This is a genomic window from Microbacterium sp. Y355 (assembly GCF_059445345.1).
In genome coordinates this window covers 3,401,527-3,420,560 of the sequence record NZ_JCAIUD010000001.1, presented here as the reverse complement: position 1 = coordinate 3,420,560, position 19,034 = coordinate 3,401,527, and the positions used below count along the sequence as shown (strand labels likewise).

Sequence of the window (19,034 nt, the reverse complement as noted above, 5' to 3'; positions counted from 1 at the left end):
TCACGGGTTACAGGTGGACACGTCGGTCGGCGCTGCATCGACGATCTCGGTCGTGACAGATGTCCACGACACAGTGGCGCCAGCGGTTATGGGGCCGTAGCCTTCTAGCGCTACCGTCCGCTCCCCAATGAACTGTCCGGTCGCGGGGTCGATGATGATCTCCTGCCGAAAGTTGTTGTTCGTTTCATCTCGCCCGATGGCCATGCCGGTACTTCCGTTGAGGGTCGCCTGTTCGTCTGTGATGGTAACGCCCGGGATGAGTGCGGCCGCCTGATACATGGCGGCGCGGTATTCGGCGGGCACTGCGCCCCCCCGTAAGGTGTCCGCGATCCAGACGAGTGCTTCGCCGTCGAGGGAAGGGCCTTTCCCGGCGGTCAGACGATAGATCTCGGTGAGTAGCTCGCCAGGTTCCAATGGAAGCTGCGTGAAGTCGTCGCTCGCTCCACCCGGAACGGAGAGTCCGCCCACCGGGTTGCCGATCTTGATCTCTCCTTCTGGCGATTTGCGCTTGATCCTCCCGCCGGGCATTTCTATGAGGTGCCCGATGGGCCCCTCCGTCATTCCAAGGTCCTGCTGCGCCGCCAGCTCGGATTTCGGGCCGAAGGTCTGGGCCACGCTTGTCCGGCACTGGATCCTCCACCAGGTGTCGTTGCGGTCCGCAGGGCGGAACAGTTCCAGCTGCTCCCGCTGCAGGTAGTACTGAGACTCGACCGTGTTGAGGTCCTCCACGACGCCGTTCACGCGGGCGGCGTCTACGTCCTCGTCGAGCCATGCCTGTGTCATGTACACGGCGTCATTGCGCACGTGCAGAAACTGCCCGGGGCTTAGCGAGGGCTCGGTGACTTGGAGAGTGGCGATGGCTGCGGCGTTCAGTACGTCGGCGGCTGCCGGATCGGCGCCGCCATGCAAGCCTCCGACTCCGAGCACGTTGCCGCCGATGAGCGCCACGGTCAGGGCGCCGGCGCCCAGGGCAGAAAACCCGGTCCACGCGACGGCGCGGCGACGGCGACGGCGCAGCGGCAGAGGGGTAGAGGATGTGCCATCCCCTAGAGCTGCGAACGGCGCGTACGGTGTCTCCGCCTCGATCTGAGCGAATAGCGCCGCCCGTCCGCGAGCAACGCTCGCCGGAGTGCGCTCGGGGATATCAGTCCGCGCTCGGCGCAGGAGCGAGATTTCGTCCATGGCTCTGTTCCTTCTCTTGGTTCAAAATCGGTTCGATAACGGCGCGCAGCTTGCGGCGCACGCGGTTCAGTCGTGAACGGACGGTGCCAACAGGAATGCTCAGCGCTTCGCTGATGCCCTCGTAGTCAAGATCCCCGAACGTGTGCAGCAGAAGGGTGTCGCGGTCTCCGGCAGGTAAGCGGGCGAGTGCTTTGCCGAGGCTGCGGGTGAGGCGATTCGCGTCGAGGCGAGCGTCGGCGGCGTCAATCTGGTCGATATCGGTGCGAGCCAGGTCCGACGCGAGCATGCCCCGCCACGCCTTCGCTTCCGTCCGCGCGTGCTGCCGCATCAGTGTTGTGGCAATCCCGAGCAGCCACGGGCGCGCGTCCTCGCTACCCGTGAAGTCTCGACGGCGAGCGAACGCGACGAGAAACGTCTCCGAAGCGATGTCATCCGCCTCGGACACACCAAGCCGCCGGGCCGTATAGCGGAAGATGACGCGCTCGTGCCGGTCGTACAGCTCAGCAAACGCCGCTGGCTGTTCGAGGGAGCGGCGGATGATCTCGCCGTCTTGAGTGGTCATACTAAGTATTGTCCGATTCGGCCACTCGAGTTCACGGTAAATTTCCGCGGCCGGGGAGAGGTCGCCGAGGAGTTGAGCATCTCGTGGGAGCCCGATTCGCTCGTTCTCTACCCGAGCGGAACTAAGCCTTGGTGTGCGAAACGGTCGAAACCGGACTCGATCTTCCTCCGAATGATGCCCGCCGGACGCCAGTTGCGATCCGGGTCGCTGCCGTTGTGGCGCCGCTTCGTGAGGGAGTTGCCTTCACGGTGGAGTACGCCCCCGGCGACGAGGACACCTTCCTCTCTCCGCAAACACCGCAGTCTTCGCCCGCTCCGTAACAGGGTGGTTCACAGTGACAGTTCCGTCGCAGTAGCGGATCCCCATACGGACAGTTAGCTCGTTGACCCCCGAAGAGCCGGGAGAGCTTGAGTCGCCGCGCCTCAGTCACGACTTCGGGGGACCCTGGCCTGGCCGGAGCGCTACGGCCATGCCCGGATCGACACGGATACAGGATTGATCAACGTCCCGTTGCGTTATAACATCCGAGCCGCTACTGTGAGCGCACTAGTTTCAGGTCTGCAATGATGCGGCAAGGAGATAAATGATGGTGATCGCTCGCTCTCGAAATTGGAAATGGAAAGTTCTTCTAGGCGTTTTCCTGGTTGCCCTTTTGGGCTCGACCGGCACGCAGTTGGCAATCGCTGGAACAGCTACAAGTCCGAACGGGTACTTCACAGCTGGCAGTAAGCAGTACTTGAACTACGCAACGGTGACTACCAAATCTCCTTCCAGCAGCGCAAGGGCTCACACTTACACCAGGACAAGTGACTCCACTACACCGGCGGGTTGGGCGGGGGCAAGAGGGCGGCTGTTCACGGCGAGCGGATCCATGTGGTGCGAAGGAGGGAACCAGTACAACACCACCAACGGTGCTGGCGTCTATGCCTACTCTTGCTTCAGCTATATATCCGATACGTATTACTCCTACGGGGTTTCCTACGGGTGGAACGGAAGCGGCTACTCGGCCAACTACACATTCAAGAGCCCAAACCAGAATTCCTAAGATCGGAGTGAATCAATGTCTAAACGAGTTGCAATGCGGAGAGCACGCTTCACTGTCGGTTTGGTTGCTGTTGCCGGGCTTGGTCTTCTAGGTGGCACAGCAGCCGTGGCAGCCATACAACCGTTGTTTGCGCCTGCAGGCCTGACTTCTGATGAGGGGGTAGAGACCACACCAGCCGCAGCACCGACATACCAGCAGAATAAATCGGGTCTTACCTACGGGTCAGCGGCAGACGCAATCTCACCGGATACTGAACCGGACCTTATCCAGGTTGTGGCAACCAATGGGATGGAAGGTTATGTCTATAAGACAGATCTAGACGATGCGAATGGAAGCTCAGCCGCGTTGACCTTCAAGAGCCCTGAGGAAGCTCTCCGGTGGCAAGAAGACCAAGGGGCCAGCGACCGCTCAATCAGCGTGTATGACGTCAGCGGAACCGAGCAGATCGGCGAGTTCACGATCGCGGGGACACACACGCAGAACGAGGTTGATGGCGGTTAGAGGTCATCAACCTCGACCGTCTAGTCGGAGACTTCATCAACTCCGTCGAGGGCTAATGTCGATGCCCCCTGAGCCTTGAAACGGGCTTAGTGGGCATCGACATCACTTACTCGTCGTTTTCTGACCCTCTCCCTCATCACCGCGGCCGTCGCCAGCCGTCGAGAACCCAGTCGGGTGCTCCGCGTCCCGAAAGCGTCGCCAGGTCGCGGAGCCCAGGGCAGCTGCTGCCTTGGCCATGAGATCCCCTTTCCTCTGCTTCTCCAGCATGCGCCTGGCGAGCGACACGCGGTTTGCGATCGAACAGGAGCTACCGCTCTGACGCGGGGCTTGAGATCTCGGGGACCTCAACATCGAGCGCAACAAGAATGCGCAATAAGGTTGTCAATCTCGGATTCGCGACGCCTCCCGCGGCACTCTGCCCGCGCTCCAGCGAGCTGTATGTGTATACCGCGACTCCCGCGTCGTAGGCAACTTGCTCTTGGGAGAAGCCGCGTGCGCGACGAATCTCGCGAAGCTTGGTGCCCAGCTTCTTCGCGGCGGCACGATGACTGTCACTGTGAGGTCCTTCGAACACGACTGTCACTACTGCACCTCCCGCAGCCCCCGCGTTTGTGGTGCTCGGATGTTATCCGAGCACGCCACCCGAGCACAAGCAAGTTTGTTGGCTGGCTTCATGAGGCGGGGAGCGAGAGTCTCAAGGCAGCGCACCGCGCTTGACCATAACAACGGAGGGAAATGCAATGCGGAACGTATTCAGTTCACGAATGACGGGGATAGCACTCGCATCAGTTGCGCTCATGACGCTGGGACTCATGGGCGGAACAGCAGCGTCTGCGGACGATGTCGTCGAAGACAACGCATCAACGCTTCAGGCCGAGCCCGGGGTGCTCTCGACAGCTGAACTTCTGGTCCTGAGCGAGAGCCAGTCACTTGAAGAAGCGCAAGAGCTCTCGGCCGCCGCTAGTGCCGGCAATGAAGTTCAGGTTCTCCTGAACGCCGAAGGTGAGATCGTAGCCGCGCACCCATACACACCACCGACCCCCGACTTCACCACCATGGCCAATTGCTTTGGGGTCAACGTCAGCTTCACCTACCACAACATCGGCGGTAAGGAGGCCACGCACTGCTATGACGGGAAAGGCACCTGGAACACCAGCCGTGGTGGATTCGTGAGGATGCGGTCCACTACGTACGCAACCGCAGTCACCTATGACGACGGGTACGTCACCTGGAATGCCACGTGCAATATTTACAACACCTGCAACATCATCCCCTCTAACTCACTACTGTTGCAGGTCCGTAAGTAGGCTCAGCGGTCAGCGTCCATGCCGTAGATCAGGACCAATCCGCCTGATCTACGGCGAGGGCGGTGCATACGTTACAAACGGCAAAGCATCCTCGAAGATCATGAGTGTGTAGGTTCCGCGGTCTTCCGGGGATAGCTTGGGATTGTTTGACGTGGCCCCGATACTGCCCACAGTTGCAGTTTCGATACAGGCTCCAGTATTGGCGTCGGGGACCCCGAAGTCGACGTACATGCAGGTGCTCTTGCCCTCATCCTGCGTTCCGATCCAGACGGGCCTGTCGTTAATGACAGTCGAGAGGAACAGCGAACCCGAATCGAAATCGACGTCCGAGGGGGGCTCGATCTCCAATTCACTGGTGAACTGACTGCCGTAAGTGGCCAATATCTCGTCCGGGCTTAGATATGGCGAGGACGAGTTCAGCGCCCCCACGAACCCGCCGACCAGCCCGCCCAGCACGAGACAAGCGGCGGCGGTAGACAGCAGCCCGCGCCACCCAAATCTCATGCCGGACGTCGCTTCTATTGGTTGCTGTTCCGAGTCCACGGCGGATACCACTTCGGATCCGTTCTCGACATCCTCGGAGTCTTCTGGTTCGCCCTCCGTGCGAGCGGCTTGCAACTCTTCCAATCGCTCACGCTCATAGGGCGACAGACCCTCTGCTTTCGCAGAGAACGCACGAGCCAGGAGGCTCTTGAGTTCATCATCAGTGAAACTATCCGGCATACCTACACGCTACGTCAGATCCTCGACAACTCGGATTATCAGGAGTGCCGGATCGAAAGCGGGTTCTCGCCCCTGAACGACCAAACGACGCTCGTAGGCGAGGAAGACCGTCAGAAGAATGAGTCCCGCAGCGACGCGTAGGAATCCGCCAATTACCGCGGAATCCCCGCCACCTCGACCGAGAACCTACAATCAGGACGCTTCTCGCAGCTCGACGTAGGCGGCGAGAGCTTCGCGGACACTGTCAGACTCGTCGCGCTGCTCACGCTGCGCGAGATCGTGCACACGATCTTTGAGCGCCTGGGGTACACGCGCCCGCACGACCGGCGACGGGCCACGCTTCGCGCCGACAGGCGGTCGCCCCATCGCCAGCTGCACCGCCTCCTGCGGAGTCGCAGCATCCGTCGCCGCCATGAGAGCGCTGCGCGCTTCGGCAGCGGCCACCGCGCCACGACGGATAGTACCGGGCTTCACAGTCAGCTGGCCGCGCTCGGCGCGAGCGGCCAGCTCGTCGTACTTGTCAGTAGTCATTGTGCTTCTCCTTCGTGCAGCAAGTAGCGGAACATATCGGTCAGGGGGGATGATCATCTGACCGCGTGACCGGTGTCTCGCATCCCATGGGTGACGAGACACACCGGAGTTGCGAGCCACTCACCGAGAGCGTGCCAGATCCAGTTTTCGGCGTCGCTTCGCACGAACTGAGCGTTACCTCGACAGCTTGATTGTGCAGAAACAAGACGCCATGTTCGCGCAGCTACAGTTGCCCCGTCCCCGTATCCAGAGGCAACCGGCTCCTGAACAGAGCGCTCCATTTCATCGCGGTCACGCGGATGAGTCGCCACACCGGCACCAAGGCCTATCTCGACAAACGCCTCGCCGAAGGACGCACCTGATCCGAAATCCGACGCCGCATCAAGCCCGACACATCTACCGAACCCTCAACGCTCTCTACGAGCACGCACCCGAGAAGGCTCCTGCCTCGAACTGCCCGCTCGCTCCGACAATCGGCTGATCACGCGGGGAGGGGACGACGTAGTGCCCGAGTGAGGCGATTGCTAAGCGGAGCTCGCAGCGCAGCGGAGAGCGGAGTCTGCAAAAAGCGAACGATAGGAACGGAGGCGTCACCTCCCCGCTACACTCTCGCCGTCGGAGTGAGGCGACCCGTTACCAATCTCTTCGACGCCGCCGCGGAACCACCCTTGACAAACTTGTGAAGTGTCGAAAGCGCGGGCATTGAAGCGGGGCGAGCGGGGTACCCTCGAATGGCACCGGCGAAGTCAGCCAAGACTACGCGGCAATGCGAATACGAGTCCGCGTTCAGTCCGCAAAAAGTCCGCAGAATTCTCCGCGCAGGCCTCTCAGCCCCGTTCCGAAACAATCAGAAATCCGCGTAATTTCGCGGATTTCACCCAAGGCCAACCACTGGCAAACACACCGATGCCGTTCATCAACTACCGGTAGGCGCGCTTTCTGCGCCACGCCTCCGGTCTAGCCGATTCCGCGTGACGTGGGAAGGTGCTGGCGCGGAGCATGACAGGGTGCGGTAGCTTCAGCAGCATGAGCTTTGACAATGTTGTGCGGGTACTGGACGAGACTTCGGTCGTCGCCATCGTGACTACGAGAGCCAACGGCGAGCCGATCGCCACACCGATCTGGTCGATGGTCATCGACGGCGTGCCCTATGTGCGGTCGGTGTACGGCCCCAAAGCGTGGTGGTATCAGCACGTGTGCGCCGGCCGGCCGGTGGCATTCGCCCTCGGTGACGGTGCAATCGCGGAGCGTGATCGCGTTGCCGCACTGAACCTCCCGCGCGAGCAGGTCGCAACCGAGTACGTACCGGTCGATGACGAGATTCAGCTGAAGATCGACGACGAACTGCGGCGCAAATACGACGGCCAGACCTCGTCGGTTGACGCGATGCTGACCGACGACGCGCGATCGTGCACCCTGCGGATCGTCGAGGCACGCTGACCAGAGCCGCATCCAGCGCATGGGGGAACGATTTCCCGGCTCCGACGTGAATTGGAGCCGGGAAATCATTCCGGCAACAGGCAAGTGGAAGGCGTTTACGGTCCGGACGGCGCGCGGCGCGCGGGTCGCAGCGCGCGGAGTCACGGCGCGCGCAGGAGCGCGGACCGCAGCGCCCGACTCACGGGCTCGAACGAACCCACCCGGTCACCCAGCGCTCCAGCCGCGCGTAGGCGTCGTCGCGCGCCTGTTTACGTGACAGGAACACGTCATGCAGTGCACCGTCGATACGTTCGACGGTGACGGATGTTCCGAGCTTCAGCGAGCGTTGCGCAATGTCGTCGACGACAAGTACCGAGTCGGCCGAGGTGAGCTCCTCTGACCATCGCGTCGGCAAAGCCGAACGCGTCGACAGCAGCACACATACCGGCACCGGGATCGACAGCCCCTCGGAAACAGTTCGATGGCCGTGCAGGATGGCGTGCAACCAGCCGGCATGCACGGCCATCGCTGGTGTCGGGCGCCAGACCCGATTCGGCTCCATCGGATCTTCCGGATCGGCGACAGCGGCCTGCGCACGCGAGTAGAAGCCGAGGTCGACCTGAGGTGCGGCATCGAATGGGCGCAGCCGGGCCTGCAACTCGACCATCGGCGAGATCGCCGCGCGCAGTGGCGCGAGCTGAAACTCCAGCCACGGCGCGTTCAGGATGACAGCGGATGCCGCTTCCGGATGCCGGGATGCCCACAGGCTCAACACCAGCCCACCAGTCGAGTGCCCCAACAGCACCAGGCGTCGCGGACCGCGCGAAGTGTCGGCATCCTCTGCAATAGCGCCGAGCGCAGCCGCGATGTCCTCGTCGTAGGTGCGCAGGTTGGTGATGTATCCGGGCGTCTGGCCATCGCGCAGACTCCGACCGTACTTGCGCAGATCGAGCGCGAAGAACCGCGCGCCGCGTGACGACCAGAACCTCGCCAGTCGCTTTTGGAAGAAATAGTCCGACCAGCCGTGCACATAGAGCACATCGACTCCGTCAAGCAGCGGCGGTTCCTCCTGCAGCGGCACACCACGAAGACGACGGACGAATCGCTCCCATCCAGAGGGCTGCGGGCCCACCGGCTCAGGCAGCGCTCGCACGAGCGTCGCAACGACCTCGCCCTGGTCGTCTTCACCGAGAGGAAGGGTGCACTGCTCGAACTCGTCTCCGAGGACGTCCGGAACCCAATGCACCATGCTGACCACCCTAGTCAGAGTGGTGTCACTTCAGGGCCCCGACGTTCGCTGCCACAACTTCGGCGACAGCCACGAGATCAGAAGGTGCGCCTTCCCCGACCCCGGTCAATCGGATCCAGTCGTCACCGACGAGGATGTCGACGATGCGGCTCGGCGTCGAAGCCCCATCGCTGCTCGAGTACGCCGCATCGGCTCCGGCCACGGTGATCGCGGTTCGTCCGTCGAGGATGTCGAAGGCCCACACACCACCCGGAAGATCGGTGAGCAGCAAATACTGCTCCCCAGAATCGCCAGAGTCATCTCCGTAGAGACAGAGCGCTCCTCCGTTGACCACGTGGTAGACCTCGGCCGGAACACCCCAACCGCCGAAAGGGTCACCAAGATGCGCCGGCACTCCCCAGAGTGCACCCAACTGCTCCGCAGACAGTAGTTGCTCGCACTCGGCCCCTGCGATCACAGAGGGCGCCACCTCATAGCCTTCCTCCTGCTGGCTCGCCGCCGCCCTGTCTACCCACGACTGGGCGAAGACGCGCGCGCCCATGGTGTCGTCCGGCGTGAGAGCGGGCGTGAACACTTCGCCGACCAACAGCGCATCACCCTCGCGGGCCGTCAGTACGCAGACGCCGTCAAAGCATTCCGACGGCATTTCGTCGTACCCCGCAGCGACCACCCCGTCGACGATCGCCTGGGCCCCGGGAACGATCATGACGCGCCAGCTGTCCTGCGCGCTGTCCCCGCTTGGCACTCCGTCGAACGAGCACACGGCGCCGCCTGCACGTTGCGTCATGAACTCGGCCGGGCCGGCGTACCATCCAGGCGCGGATGCCAGCGCGACGCGCTCCTTCACACCATCCGCCCCGAATCCGACGAATCGTTCCATCGCCGCAGCCACCTGATCGCAGTCAATGTCGAAGGCGCTTACCGGCGTAGAACCCGGCAGCGGATCCTCGGTCGCAGTCGGACTCGGCGAGGGCACGGTGCTGGCCGTCGGCTCCGGCGTCGGCTCCGGCTGGCCGGTGCATCCGGCGAGAAGGGCAACAAGAAGAGTGATGGTCGCGACCACCGCAGGCCTGTTCATGCGATCAGCATAGGGGGCGCGCGGCGGAGTTCACTCCCCGCGGGAGATCCGCACCATCTCGTCCCGGGGGACGACCTTGACCCGCACGCGCTCGTGCGGCGCGCCGAGAGCAAGCTCGTGCTGGTCGAGGCGGTGCCAACCTTCGAGGTCGGTCCACTTCACGCCACGCGATTCGAGAAGCGCAGGGATGGCCGTCTCAGACGGATCTTCCGGATGCCACCACGAGCCCTGGTCGTTAACGAGGTGCTGCACGGTCTCCATGGCATCCGACTTGGTGTGACCGATGAGTCCCACCGGTCCGCGCTTAATCCAGCCGGTGGCGTACACGCCGGGAACACGCTCATTGGAGTCCTTGGCGAGCACCTGACCCTCGTGGTTCGGGATGACGCCGTGACGCTTATCGAAGGGAACATCCTTCAGCGGCGAACCGAAGTACCCCACGGCGCGGTACAGCTGACCGATTGCGATCTCGCGCATCTCGCCGGTGCCTTCAAGCCCGCCGGAGCCGTCTGGACGCGTGCGCTCGTAGACGATCGCCGCGACCTTGCCTTCGGCATCCGTCTTGATCTCAATGGGCTTCGACCAGAAGTGCAGGTGCAGGCGGCGGGAGGCCTCGCCCCCGGCATTGTTCGCCGACGGCAGCTGGCGCCATGACTGCAGCACGCGGTCGATGACCTTGACCTGCTTGTTGCTGGCGACGGCAGCAAGGGATGCCTCGTCGTAGTCGAAGTCCTCGTCGTAGACGACCATGTCGACGTCTCGCAGGTCGCCGAGCTCGCGCAGCTCGAGCGGGGTGAACTTCACCTGCGCTGGGCCACGACGGCCGAACACGTGCACATCGGTGATCTTCGAGGCCTCGAGTCCCGCGTGAATGTTGTCGGGGATCTCGGTCGGCAGCAGGTCTTCTGCGTGCTTGGCCAGCATGCGCGCCACGTCGAGCGCGACGTTGCCATTGCCGAGCACGGCAACAGATTCGGCATCCAGCGGCCACTCACGGGGCACATCGGGGTGACCATCGAACCAGCTGACGAAGTCGGCCGCACCGAACGACCCATCGGCGTCGACCCCGGGAACGTCGAGCCTCGTGTCGCGGATCGCGCCCGTGGAGAAGATCACCGCGTTGTAGTGCTTCTTCAGGTCGCTGAGAGTGATGTCCTCACCGAAGCGCACGTTGCCGAAGATGCGGATGTCGCCGCGGTCAAGCACGTCGCGGAGGGCGTTGATGACGCCCTTGATGCGCGGGTGGTCAGGGGCGACGCCGTAGCGAACGAGACCATAAGGCGCGGGCAGCTGCTCGAACAGGTCGATGGAGACGTCGAAGGACCGTTCGGTCTTCAGCAGGATGTCAGCGGCGTAGATTCCGGCGGGGCCGGCCCCGACGATGGCCAGGCGAAGCTTGGTCATGAGTGTCCTTTCGGATGCTGCGGCGATCGAGGTTCGATCAGCTGCTGCGGTCAGCAAGAGATTCCGCGAAGCGGGTCAGCGCCTCGCGCACCGCACCCTTGGGCAGCGGTGCCAGTGCGTCGATGGCGTCGCGCGTCCAAGTGCGCGCGAGCTCGAGCGTCTTCTGCGTCACCGCGTGGTCGCGGAGCTCGGCCAACGGCACGTCGAGGAGCACGGCATCAGCGCCGTCGGCGATTCGAGCCACACCGTCATCGATGCGCGCGGCAAGCTCAGCGGCCGCGGCATCCGACTCTGCCTTCAACAGCAGATAGGGCATCGTCGGCACGCCGGCGCGAAGATCGGTGCCGGGGACCTTTCCCGTCTCCTCCGGGTTGGCAGACAGGTCGATTACGTCATCCAGCAACTGGAATGCGACGCCGACCTTCTCGCCATACACCCGCAGTGGCTCGACGTACTCGGCTGGGGCGTTCGAGAAGATCGCACCGCCCTGCGTCGCCGCGGCGAGCAACGAGCCCGTCTTGTCGGCGAGCACCTGAATGTAAAACTCGATCGGGTCGTCGCCCGGCTGCACCCCGACAGTTTCATGCAACTGGCCCATGACGAGTCGTTCGAAGGTGTCGGCCTGCAGCTTGATCGCGCGGTCGCCATAGCGCGCCATGAGCTGGCTGGCGCGAGAGAAGAGGATGTCGCCGGTGAGAATGGCGACGTTGTTGCCCCACACGGCGTGCGCTGCGGGAACGCCTCGGCGGCGGTCAGCGCCGTCCATGACGTCATCGTGATAGAGCGAGCCGAGGTGCGTCATCTCCAGCGCCTTGGCGATATCGATCACTGCGGGGATGTTGCCCTCGCCGAGCTGAGCGGTCAGCAGCGTCAGCACCGGGCGGATGCGCTTGCCCCCTGCCTCGTAGAGGTAGCGGGACGCGGCATCCGCGATGGAGTCGGCGACCCGCAGATCTTCGGCCAGCCCGCTCTCGACGAGGTCAAGGCCCGCCTCAATCTCATCGGCGACCCGACGCGCGGCGCGGCCGATGAAAACGCGGTCGCTGAAGCCGAGCCGGCTCGCGAGTCGCGAACCCGGGGCGGCAGGGCTCGAAGTCACGGTTTCCACCCTACCCGTGGCTCACGCGCTCTTCGTCGCCGAAGCGGGCTTCGTGGCCCGATGCAGTGCGACGATGCCGAACGAGAGGTTGCGGAACGCGACATCCGTCCAACCGGCCTCGCGGATCCAGGCGGACAGCTTCTTCTGATCCGGCCAGTCCTTGATTGATTCGTTGAGGTAGTCGTAGGCGTCGCTGTTGGTGCCGGCGACGCGCGCCACCCGCGGCAGAACCTGGGCGTTGTAGAAGCGGTAGAGCCCGCGAAAGGCCTTGCCTGGAGGTGTGGAGAACTCGTTGACAACGAGCCTGCCACCTGGCTTGGTGACCCTGAACAACTCGGCGAGCGCCTTCTTCGGCTGCTGCACGTTGCGCAGGCCATATGACATCGTGACCGCGTCGAACTCGTTGTCGGCGAACGGCAAGTTCATCGCATCGGCTTCGACGAACGAGAGGTTGCTCAGGTGTCCGTGCCGGCGCTTGCCCTCGGCCAGCATCCCCGGCGAGAAATCGGCTGCGACGACCTCGGCTCCGCTGGCGGCAAGCGACGCCGAGGAGGATGCCGTACCTGCGGCAAGATCGAGAATCCGCTCGCCGCGTTTTGGAGCGACAGCACGGGTCGTGGCGGCACGCCAGAACGCATCATTGCCGAACGTCATGACGGTGTTGGTGCGGTCGTAGCCGGCCGCCACCTGGTCGAACATCCCGCTGACGCGCTGGGGGTCCTTGCCGAGGTCGGCGCGATTGTGCTCAGTCACCCGTCTAGTTTAGGTCGCCGCCGCTGCGACTGCTCGGTCACCAGAGCTCGCCTACCAAAGCTCGAGGGAGAACTTCGGGATGTCGTACTCGCCCCACCCCTTCATCTGCGGGTGGACGACGAAGGTGCGGTCCTCACCGTTCATCTTCACCGGGATGCCGCAGGCCAGCGTGATCTCACCCATATCGACGTCGCTACAGGCGATGCCGTCGAGATCGTACTCACCGCCACGCTCGGCAATGCTGCTGATGCCTGCGTACAGGCCGTCTGCAGCGGTGACGTCCGGCGCGGTTGTTCCTGCGAGCGCTGATTCGAAGACCGCACGCACCTGAGTCTCGCCACGCTGAAGCGCCGGCGCAGTGGGGGTGAGCGTCGCTCCGGCGACGTCCACCGTCACGGTGCCGTCGGCCGACAGCTGGAAGCAGCAGGAGGGGTCGTACAGTGTCGGGGCGTACCAGCGGGCGAAGAATCCGTTCTCTGCGGTTCCGAGCTCGACGATGACCTCCCGGTCGCCGCCGGTGAGGACGGCCGGTTCGAACACTCCGACCAGTGCGAGGTCGGCATCCCACACCACGACCTGGTTCGGCCACGCGACGCCGCCACGGTCGCAGTAGACGGATGCCGCCAGGAACTGCTCGCCCTCGGCATCCGTTCCGGTCAGCGCGAATGCGCTCTCCGTCGCACCGGACTGCATTTCGCCGATCAGTTCCGCCCCCAACATCACCCGGCCGTCGAACTCGGCGATGCCGGGCAGTACGCCGTCTACAAGCGTTCCTGCTGGATGCTCGCAGAGAGAAGGGACATCGATCGTGAGCAGGGAATCCAGCGCGATGGCGGGTGCTGCCGACGCGGTCGGCGTGGGGGTGGAGTCGGCCGCAGGCTCGTCGTCGCCGCACGCCGTCAGCGTCAGGGCCGCGGTCAGGACGACGGCAGCGGCAAGGATGCTTCGGGCAAGGCTGTGAACACGCATGTTCTCATCCTGTCAGCGGCGGTCAGGCCGCCCTGACCACCCGCAATCAGCGGTTCAGCGGTTCAGGCCGAGGGCTTCCAGGCGGTCGAGCCAGAGATCGGCGGTCGCCTCGTCAAACGGGGCGACCTGGTTTCGAACTCTGGTCTCAAGATCGAGAGTGAGGGACTCGAGGCGCGTCATGACCTCGGCCGGATAGCCGTATTGGATGCTGTGCTCAGCCCACTCGTCGCGGTCATCGACCCAGGTGCCGCGCTCACCCTCGACCCGGATGACGTCGAGGTCCATATCGATGCCGGTGGCAAGGAACGGATCGTCATCACTCCAGCGGATGTCCCAGCCGAGATCGATGTAGACGCGCATCTGGTGCGGGTGGTTGCGGTAGACCGTGATGGAGTGGTCTCCCTCCGGCGCGAGAAGCGTGGCCTTGTCGCGCCGGCCGGCATAGTCGACCGCCGGAATCAGCGTCACATTCAAGCCGTCGGCGTCGAACTGCGCGCCGGGACGCGCGCTGCGCCATCCGATCGGCTGGCCGATCCAATCGCCCCACTCGTCCGCCCCGAGGTAGACGGATTCGTGACGCCAGTGCGGGGAGCCGTCCCACTTCCGCCACTGAAGGATCATCTCGGTTCCTGGTGCTGGCCGTGCATCCGTCGTCATTCCCCCACCCTAAATTGCGAGTGGTGGTTGTGGCTCGAAATCGTCCAGGATCCGAGCCACGCGCGACCACTCGCTATTCTGGAAGGGTGAGCATGCGCCTGATCGTAGAGACCCGTGAGATCGATCCGGTCGACGATCTGCTGGCCTATGCACACCCCACCACTCCCCTCGCCTGGCTGCGCCGTGGCGACGGAATCGTCGCGGTCGGCGACGGGATGCCGGTGTTCATCCGTGTCCCGGCGGGAACGACCACCATGCGCAGCACGCTTATTGCGGATTCGTGGCGAAAGCTGGCGGATGCCGCTGAGATCGACGATGCGGTGAACCTTCCCGGTTCCGGCCTCGTCGGATTCGGTGCGCTGACGTTTGACGAGGATTCGGCCGCCGACAGCGTGCTGATCGTGCCGTCGGTGATTCTCGGCAAGCATCAGGGGCGCGGCTGGATCACCCGCATCGCGCCGGCAGGCGAAGATCTGCCCCAAGACCAGCCGGATGCCACGATCGAGCCATGCGCGTACGGACCGCACTGGGCGGGCACGCTCGGCCCTGGCGCGCAGACCCCAGAGGGATATCAGGCGTCGGTGCGCCGCGCGCTCGACCGCATCGGCGATGGAGAGATGAGCAAGGTCGTGCTGGCGCGTGACCTTTCCGGCACGATTCCGGTGGGCTCCGACCTGCGCCGACTCGTGCGCGCCCTGTCGACCGGATACCCCGACACGTGGGCATTCTCCGTCGACGGTCTGATCGGCGCGAGCCCGGAGACTCTCGTCACGGTGCAGAACGGCACCGTGACCGCTCGGGTGCTGGCTGGCACGATCGGCCGTGGCGCTGATGCCGACGAGGATGCCTTGGCCTCGGCTCATCTCGCCTCGAGCACCAAGGATCTCGACGAGCACCAGTATGCGGTGCAGAGCCTGCTGACATCGTTGCGTCCGCACGTGCGCGCCATGGCGTCGAGTGAGCAGCCGTTCCTGCTCAAGCTGCCGAACCTGTTCCACCTCGCCACTGATGTGGAGGGCGAACTGTCGGACGGAGAATCGGCGCTGGATCTGGTGGGGGCGTTGCATCCCACCGCTGCGGTGGCGGGGACGCCGACAGATGTCGCGGTCGCCGCGATCCGCGAACTCGAGCCGTTCGACCGGGGGCGTTACGCGGGACCTGTCGGCTGGATCGACGGCAACGGCAACGGTGAATGGGCGATCGCCCTGCGCTGTGCGCAGTTCGAGATCGGGCCGGTGCGGCGCTTCGCCGAATACTCGAACACGATCGGAGTCACCGCCTACGCGGGCGCCGGCATCGTCGCCGCGAGCGATCCGGAAACCGAGCTGCTCGAGACGCGGGTGAAGTTCCGCCCGATAGTCGACGCGCTGGCGTGAGATGCCGCGCGCCTGACCTGGTGCGACGGCGGCTCTGGTTCGGCGGGTGTCGCAGATTGCCGCCATCCGGTCGGTGAAGCGGCCAAGTGGGACACCTCCCGAAAGGGGCCACGCACGCGGGTGTCGCAGATTGCCGAATCGAGCGTCACGAAGCGGCCAAGTGCGACACCTCCCGGCGCGCGAGCCGAGCGAATGAGCCGCAGCGCTGAGGCTCAGCTCGCCGCGAGCCGTTTCTTCTCGGCCTCGACGTCGTAATCGGCGGCCGGCCACTGCGGGTCAATGTCTTCCAACGCCTTCAGCAGCAACTCCTGGACTGCGAGGCGCGCGTACCACTTGCTGTTCGCCGGAATCACATGCCACGGCGCCACATCGGTCGAGGTCCGCTCGAACACGGTCTGATACGCAGCCATATACTCCGGCCAGAGAAGTCGTGCATCGACGTCGCCGGGGTTGTACTTCCAGTGCTTGTCTGGACGCTCCAGGCGCTCCATAAGCCGGGCTTTCTGCTCCTCCGGTGAGATGTGCAGCATGACCTTGATGACGCGAACTCCGGATGCCGTGATTTGAGCCTCGAAGTCGTTGATCGCGCTGTAGCGCCGTTCGATCTCTTTCTCGTCGGCGAGAGCGGCGACCTTGCCGACCAGGACATCCTCGTAGTGCGAGCGATCGAAGACCCCGATGAACCCGGCCTCCGGCAGCCGCTTCTTGATGCGCCAGAGGAAGTCGTGCTCGAGTTCCTCTGGCGTCGGCGCTTTGAACGCCGCGAGTGTGATCCCCTGCGGGTCCACACCGCCGACCACATGCCTGACAATGCCACCCTTGCCGGCGGAGTCCATCGCCTGCAGCACAAGCAGCACGGAGTCCTTCGCGACTCCCGCACGGCTGGCCGCGAACAGTCGCTCCTGCAACTCGCTGAGCGACTGAATCCCCGCCGCGAGCTCCTTCGCACCGCTCTTCTTGTCGCCGTCATAGCCGGGATGGCTGTCCGGCTCGACAGCGGAAAGCTGGAACCCCTCCCCAACTCGCAGGATCTCGGATGCTTCGCCTGTCCAGCCTCGTGTGCTCATGCGTACATCCTGCCGCGAGACTTCACCAATGTCCCGAAAATCATCCGAACCTGTGTCACAGCTGAAGTCTCGCGGGAGGAGAAAGGGGTTTCAGCGCGCGAGCGGGACCTCGATCAGCTGGCGACCGGCGGCGGGCGTGGTGAGCACCTGGTCGAGTGCCGAGCGCGTCGTGATGCGCTGATACTCCCAGCCGTAGGCGAGCGCGAGATGCTCGAGCCGGGTCGTGTGCGGGGTGTAGAAGGCGCGATCGAGGTCTTCCCTCGGCGCCGACGATGCCACCTCGAGCGAATCAAAGATGGTGCCGCCGCCGTCGTTGCCGACGATGACTTGGATGCGTGGCTCCTGCTCGTCCGGCGGCAGCAGCAGCGCCCCGACGTCGTGCAGAAGAGCGAGGTCGCCGAGCAGCACTCGTGTCACTCCGGCCGAGCCTTCCGCCTGGCTCGCGACGGCGATGCCCATCGCCGTCGAGATCGTGCCGTCGATGCCGGCGAGCCCACGGTTGGCGTGCACCGGCACCTTCTTGCCTGCGAGCACGGCATCGGCAACGCGAACGATGCGGGATGAGCCAAACATGAGCCGGTCGTGCGGCCACGTCGCCCGCCAGACAGCATCGACGAGCAGCTCACGATCGAGCGGCCGGCGTACGGCCTCGAGCTCTGCGCGCACGGCGTCGCGCCTGGTGGCGGAGTCCTTGGAGTTCAGGCCATCCTGGTCGGGCGCATGCTCACTCAGGTCGATGACGGATGCTGCGGATGCCTGCATCCACGCCCCCATCCAAGCGCGGTCTGCGTCGCCTTGGGCGACGGTAACGGATGCCGCAGCAACGGTGCGCCCGTTCAAGTTCAGCGATTCGCCGCCCGAGCGTACGGCGACGACCTCGAGATCATCCCGGCGCAGCAGCGCTGTGACCTCACGGCTGAGAGTCGGGTGGCCGAGCACAATCGCGCGTTCGATCTGTCCGCCGAGCGCGTCTTCTCGCAGCAGTTCGCGATATCCGTGAACGACGTGGCGACCGAATCGCGACCCGCTGACGATCTCGGCGATAAGTGGCCACGTGCCGGCGTGCGAGACTTCTTCGGCCGCGGGCCCGGCATCCGCACCGGCGATTACGACAGTGCGCGGCCCACGCTCAAGAACGAGCGGCGCAACGGCATCGGGTGTCTTGGCCTGGCCGGGCGTTGCGGTGTATCCGTCTGGCAGCGCGCCGGACAGCGGCTCGCGCGACGACAGATTCAGGTGCACCGGACCGGCGATACCGGCCAGCCCAGAATAGTTAGCCTCCGCTCCCATCGCCGCAGTGATCGCCTTTTCGGCAAGTCCTTCCCATGAGCCGTCACCTGGCACCGGCGCATCCACAGCAAAGCGCACCCACGGATCGAAGATTCCCGGCTGCACCGTCGCCTGGTTTGCACCGATGCCGCGCAGCTCGGGTGGCCGATCGGCGGTGAGTAGCAGCAGCGGGACGCCGGAGTGGAAGGCCTCCATCGCGGCGGGAAGCAAATTCGCGGCAGCCGTGCCGGAAGTGCAGATGACAGCGGCCGGCACACGGCTCTCGCGTGCGAGGCCAAGGGCTGTGAAGCCGGCGACGCGCTCGTCGATGCGAACATGCACGCGCAGCACGCCTTCGCGGGCGAGATGGGTGGCCGCGAGCGCCAGTGCCTGCGAGCGCGAACCGGGAGAGATCACCACGTCGCGGATGCCGTGCTCCACAAGCTCCGCGAGGAGGGTTGTCGCGGCATCCATTGCCGGCGATGCCGTCATGGACGTGCGTCCGGTGCGGGGCCGTCCGTCTCGTCGTCCAGGCGTGCGAGCTCTTCTTCGAGTCGGCGGATGCGCTCATCCTGCTCGGACTTGCCGATGGTGCGCAGGAACTCGGGGTTATCGTCGGGTGCGACGAGGTGCATACCCTCCTGATCGCTGCGGCGCTTGCGTCCAAGAGCGAACCAGAGGATGCCGCCGAGCACTGGAATGAGAACCACAATCGCGATCCAGGCTCCCTTGGGCACGCCACGGTGCCGCGCCGCCGGCTGCACTGCGCAGTCGACGATGCTGAAGACCCAGAAGATGAGGGCCAGGAAGCCGCCTACTATCAGTACTCTCGCCACCGCTCCA

Annotated in this window: 19 protein-coding genes; 4 read left to right on the top strand and 15 right to left on the bottom strand. The window is 64.4% G+C overall.

Features of this window, described 5'->3' with window-relative positions:
• Together AC1C2O_RS16425 and AC1C2O_RS16420 are read right to left on the bottom strand one after the other, a co-directional pair.
• Window positions 1-1,182, bottom strand: a complete 1,182-nt coding sequence (locus tag AC1C2O_RS16425) for a CU044_5270 family protein (protein WP_495431513.1) — start codon at window positions 1,180-1,182, stop codon at window positions 1-3.
• Window positions 1,145-1,744 (bottom strand): RNA polymerase sigma factor, encoded by a 600-nt coding sequence (locus AC1C2O_RS16420; RefSeq protein WP_495431512.1) that lies wholly within the window; start codon window positions 1,742-1,744, stop codon window positions 1,145-1,147. The genes AC1C2O_RS16425 and AC1C2O_RS16420 overlap by 38 nt, the downstream gene beginning before the upstream one ends.
• A gap of 1,060 nt (window positions 1,745-2,804) precedes the next feature.
• On the opposite strand from AC1C2O_RS16420, the gene AC1C2O_RS16415 reads away from it, so the two are divergent.
• Complete coding sequence (locus AC1C2O_RS16415) at window positions 2,805-3,290, top strand: hypothetical protein (RefSeq protein ID WP_495431511.1); 486 nt, start codon at window positions 2,805-2,807, stop codon at window positions 3,288-3,290.
• Between the two features lie 307 nt (window positions 3,291-3,597).
• On the opposite strand, the gene AC1C2O_RS16410 is transcribed toward AC1C2O_RS16415, so the two are convergent.
• Entirely contained in the window at window positions 3,598-3,864 is a 267-nt protein-coding gene (locus AC1C2O_RS16410; protein WP_495431761.1) for a helix-turn-helix domain-containing protein, read from the bottom strand.
• Between the two features lie 238 nt (window positions 3,865-4,102).
• Between AC1C2O_RS16410 and AC1C2O_RS16405 the strand changes: the two genes are divergently transcribed.
• A complete protein-coding gene (locus tag AC1C2O_RS16405) occupies window positions 4,103-4,597 on the top strand; it encodes a hypothetical protein (RefSeq protein WP_495431510.1) in 495 nt (164 codons plus the stop codon).
• Window positions 4,598-4,645: 48 nt separating this feature from the next.
• Here the strand turns inward: AC1C2O_RS16405 and AC1C2O_RS16400 are convergent, their stop codons facing one another.
• Together AC1C2O_RS16400 and AC1C2O_RS16395 are read right to left on the bottom strand one after the other, a co-directional pair.
• Window positions 4,646-5,320 (bottom strand): hypothetical protein, encoded by a 675-nt coding sequence (locus tag AC1C2O_RS16400; RefSeq protein ID WP_495431509.1) that lies wholly within the window; start codon window positions 5,318-5,320, stop codon window positions 4,646-4,648.
• Between the two features lie 192 nt (window positions 5,321-5,512).
• Window positions 5,513-5,851: a ribbon-helix-helix domain-containing protein gene (locus tag AC1C2O_RS16395; RefSeq protein ID WP_495431508.1), complete on the bottom strand. Its 339-nt coding sequence runs from the start codon at window positions 5,849-5,851 to the stop codon at window positions 5,513-5,515.
• Between the two features lie 1,026 nt (window positions 5,852-6,877).
• On the opposite strand from AC1C2O_RS16395, the gene AC1C2O_RS16390 reads away from it, so the two are divergent.
• The gene (locus AC1C2O_RS16390; RefSeq protein WP_495431507.1) at window positions 6,878-7,291 is read left to right on the top strand and encodes a DUF2255 family protein; all 414 of its coding nucleotides are present in this window, start codon (window positions 6,878-6,880) and stop codon (window positions 7,289-7,291) included.
• A 178-nt stretch (window positions 7,292-7,469) separates the two neighbouring features.
• Here the strand turns inward: AC1C2O_RS16390 and AC1C2O_RS16385 are convergent, their stop codons facing one another.
• The 7 genes from AC1C2O_RS16385 to AC1C2O_RS16355 are packed head-to-tail and all read right to left on the bottom strand — an operon-like array spanning window position 7,470 to window position 14,479.
• Window positions 7,470-8,519 (bottom strand): alpha/beta hydrolase, encoded by a 1,050-nt coding sequence (locus AC1C2O_RS16385; RefSeq protein ID WP_495431506.1) that lies wholly within the window; start codon window positions 8,517-8,519, stop codon window positions 7,470-7,472.
• Between the two features lie 25 nt (window positions 8,520-8,544).
• Window positions 8,545-9,597 (bottom strand): hypothetical protein, encoded by a 1,053-nt coding sequence (locus AC1C2O_RS16380; RefSeq protein WP_495431505.1) that lies wholly within the window; start codon window positions 9,595-9,597, stop codon window positions 8,545-8,547.
• A gap of 30 nt (window positions 9,598-9,627) precedes the next feature.
• Complete coding sequence (locus AC1C2O_RS16375) at window positions 9,628-11,001, bottom strand: FAD-dependent oxidoreductase (RefSeq protein WP_495431504.1); 1,374 nt, start codon at window positions 10,999-11,001, stop codon at window positions 9,628-9,630.
• Window positions 11,002-11,038: 37 nt separating this feature from the next.
• Entirely contained in the window at window positions 11,039-12,100 is a 1,062-nt protein-coding gene (locus tag AC1C2O_RS16370) for a polyprenyl synthetase family protein (protein WP_495431503.1), read from the bottom strand.
• A 21-nt stretch (window positions 12,101-12,121) separates the two neighbouring features.
• Entirely contained in the window at window positions 12,122-12,853 is a 732-nt protein-coding gene (ubiE, locus tag AC1C2O_RS16365; protein WP_495431502.1) for a bifunctional demethylmenaquinone methyltransferase/2-methoxy-6-polyprenyl-1,4-benzoquinol methylase UbiE, read from the bottom strand.
• 51 nt (window positions 12,854-12,904) lie between these two features.
• The gene (locus AC1C2O_RS16360; RefSeq protein WP_495431501.1) at window positions 12,905-13,822 is read right to left on the bottom strand and encodes a hypothetical protein; all 918 of its coding nucleotides are present in this window, start codon (window positions 13,820-13,822) and stop codon (window positions 12,905-12,907) included.
• Between the two features lie 54 nt (window positions 13,823-13,876).
• Entirely contained in the window at window positions 13,877-14,479 is a 603-nt protein-coding gene (locus AC1C2O_RS16355) for a DUF402 domain-containing protein (protein WP_495431500.1), read from the bottom strand.
• Between the two features lie 92 nt (window positions 14,480-14,571).
• Here AC1C2O_RS16355 and AC1C2O_RS16350 point away from each other — a divergent pair, with 92 nt between their 5' ends.
• Window positions 14,572-15,855: an isochorismate synthase gene (locus AC1C2O_RS16350; RefSeq protein WP_495431760.1), complete on the top strand. Its 1,284-nt coding sequence runs from the start codon at window positions 14,572-14,574 to the stop codon at window positions 15,853-15,855.
• Between the two features lie 212 nt (window positions 15,856-16,067).
• On the opposite strand, the gene AC1C2O_RS16345 is transcribed toward AC1C2O_RS16350, so the two are convergent.
• The 3 genes from AC1C2O_RS16345 to AC1C2O_RS16335 form a co-directional block, all read right to left on the bottom strand.
• Entirely contained in the window at window positions 16,068-16,922 is an 855-nt protein-coding gene (locus AC1C2O_RS16345) for a PPK2 family polyphosphate kinase (RefSeq protein ID WP_495431499.1), read from the bottom strand.
• Window positions 16,923-17,012: 90 nt separating this feature from the next.
• Entirely contained in the window at window positions 17,013-18,683 is a 1,671-nt protein-coding gene (gene menD, locus AC1C2O_RS16340; protein ID WP_495431498.1) for a 2-succinyl-5-enolpyruvyl-6-hydroxy-3-cyclohexene-1-carboxylic-acid synthase, read from the bottom strand.
• Window positions 18,680-19,027 carry a PLD nuclease N-terminal domain-containing protein gene (locus AC1C2O_RS16335; RefSeq protein ID WP_495431497.1) on the bottom strand — a complete coding sequence of 116 codons (348 nt, stop codon included), beginning with the start codon at window positions 19,025-19,027 and terminating at the stop codon, window positions 18,680-18,682. The genes menD and AC1C2O_RS16335 overlap by 4 nt, the downstream gene beginning before the upstream one ends.
• Window positions 19,028-19,034 lie beyond the last annotated feature (7 nt).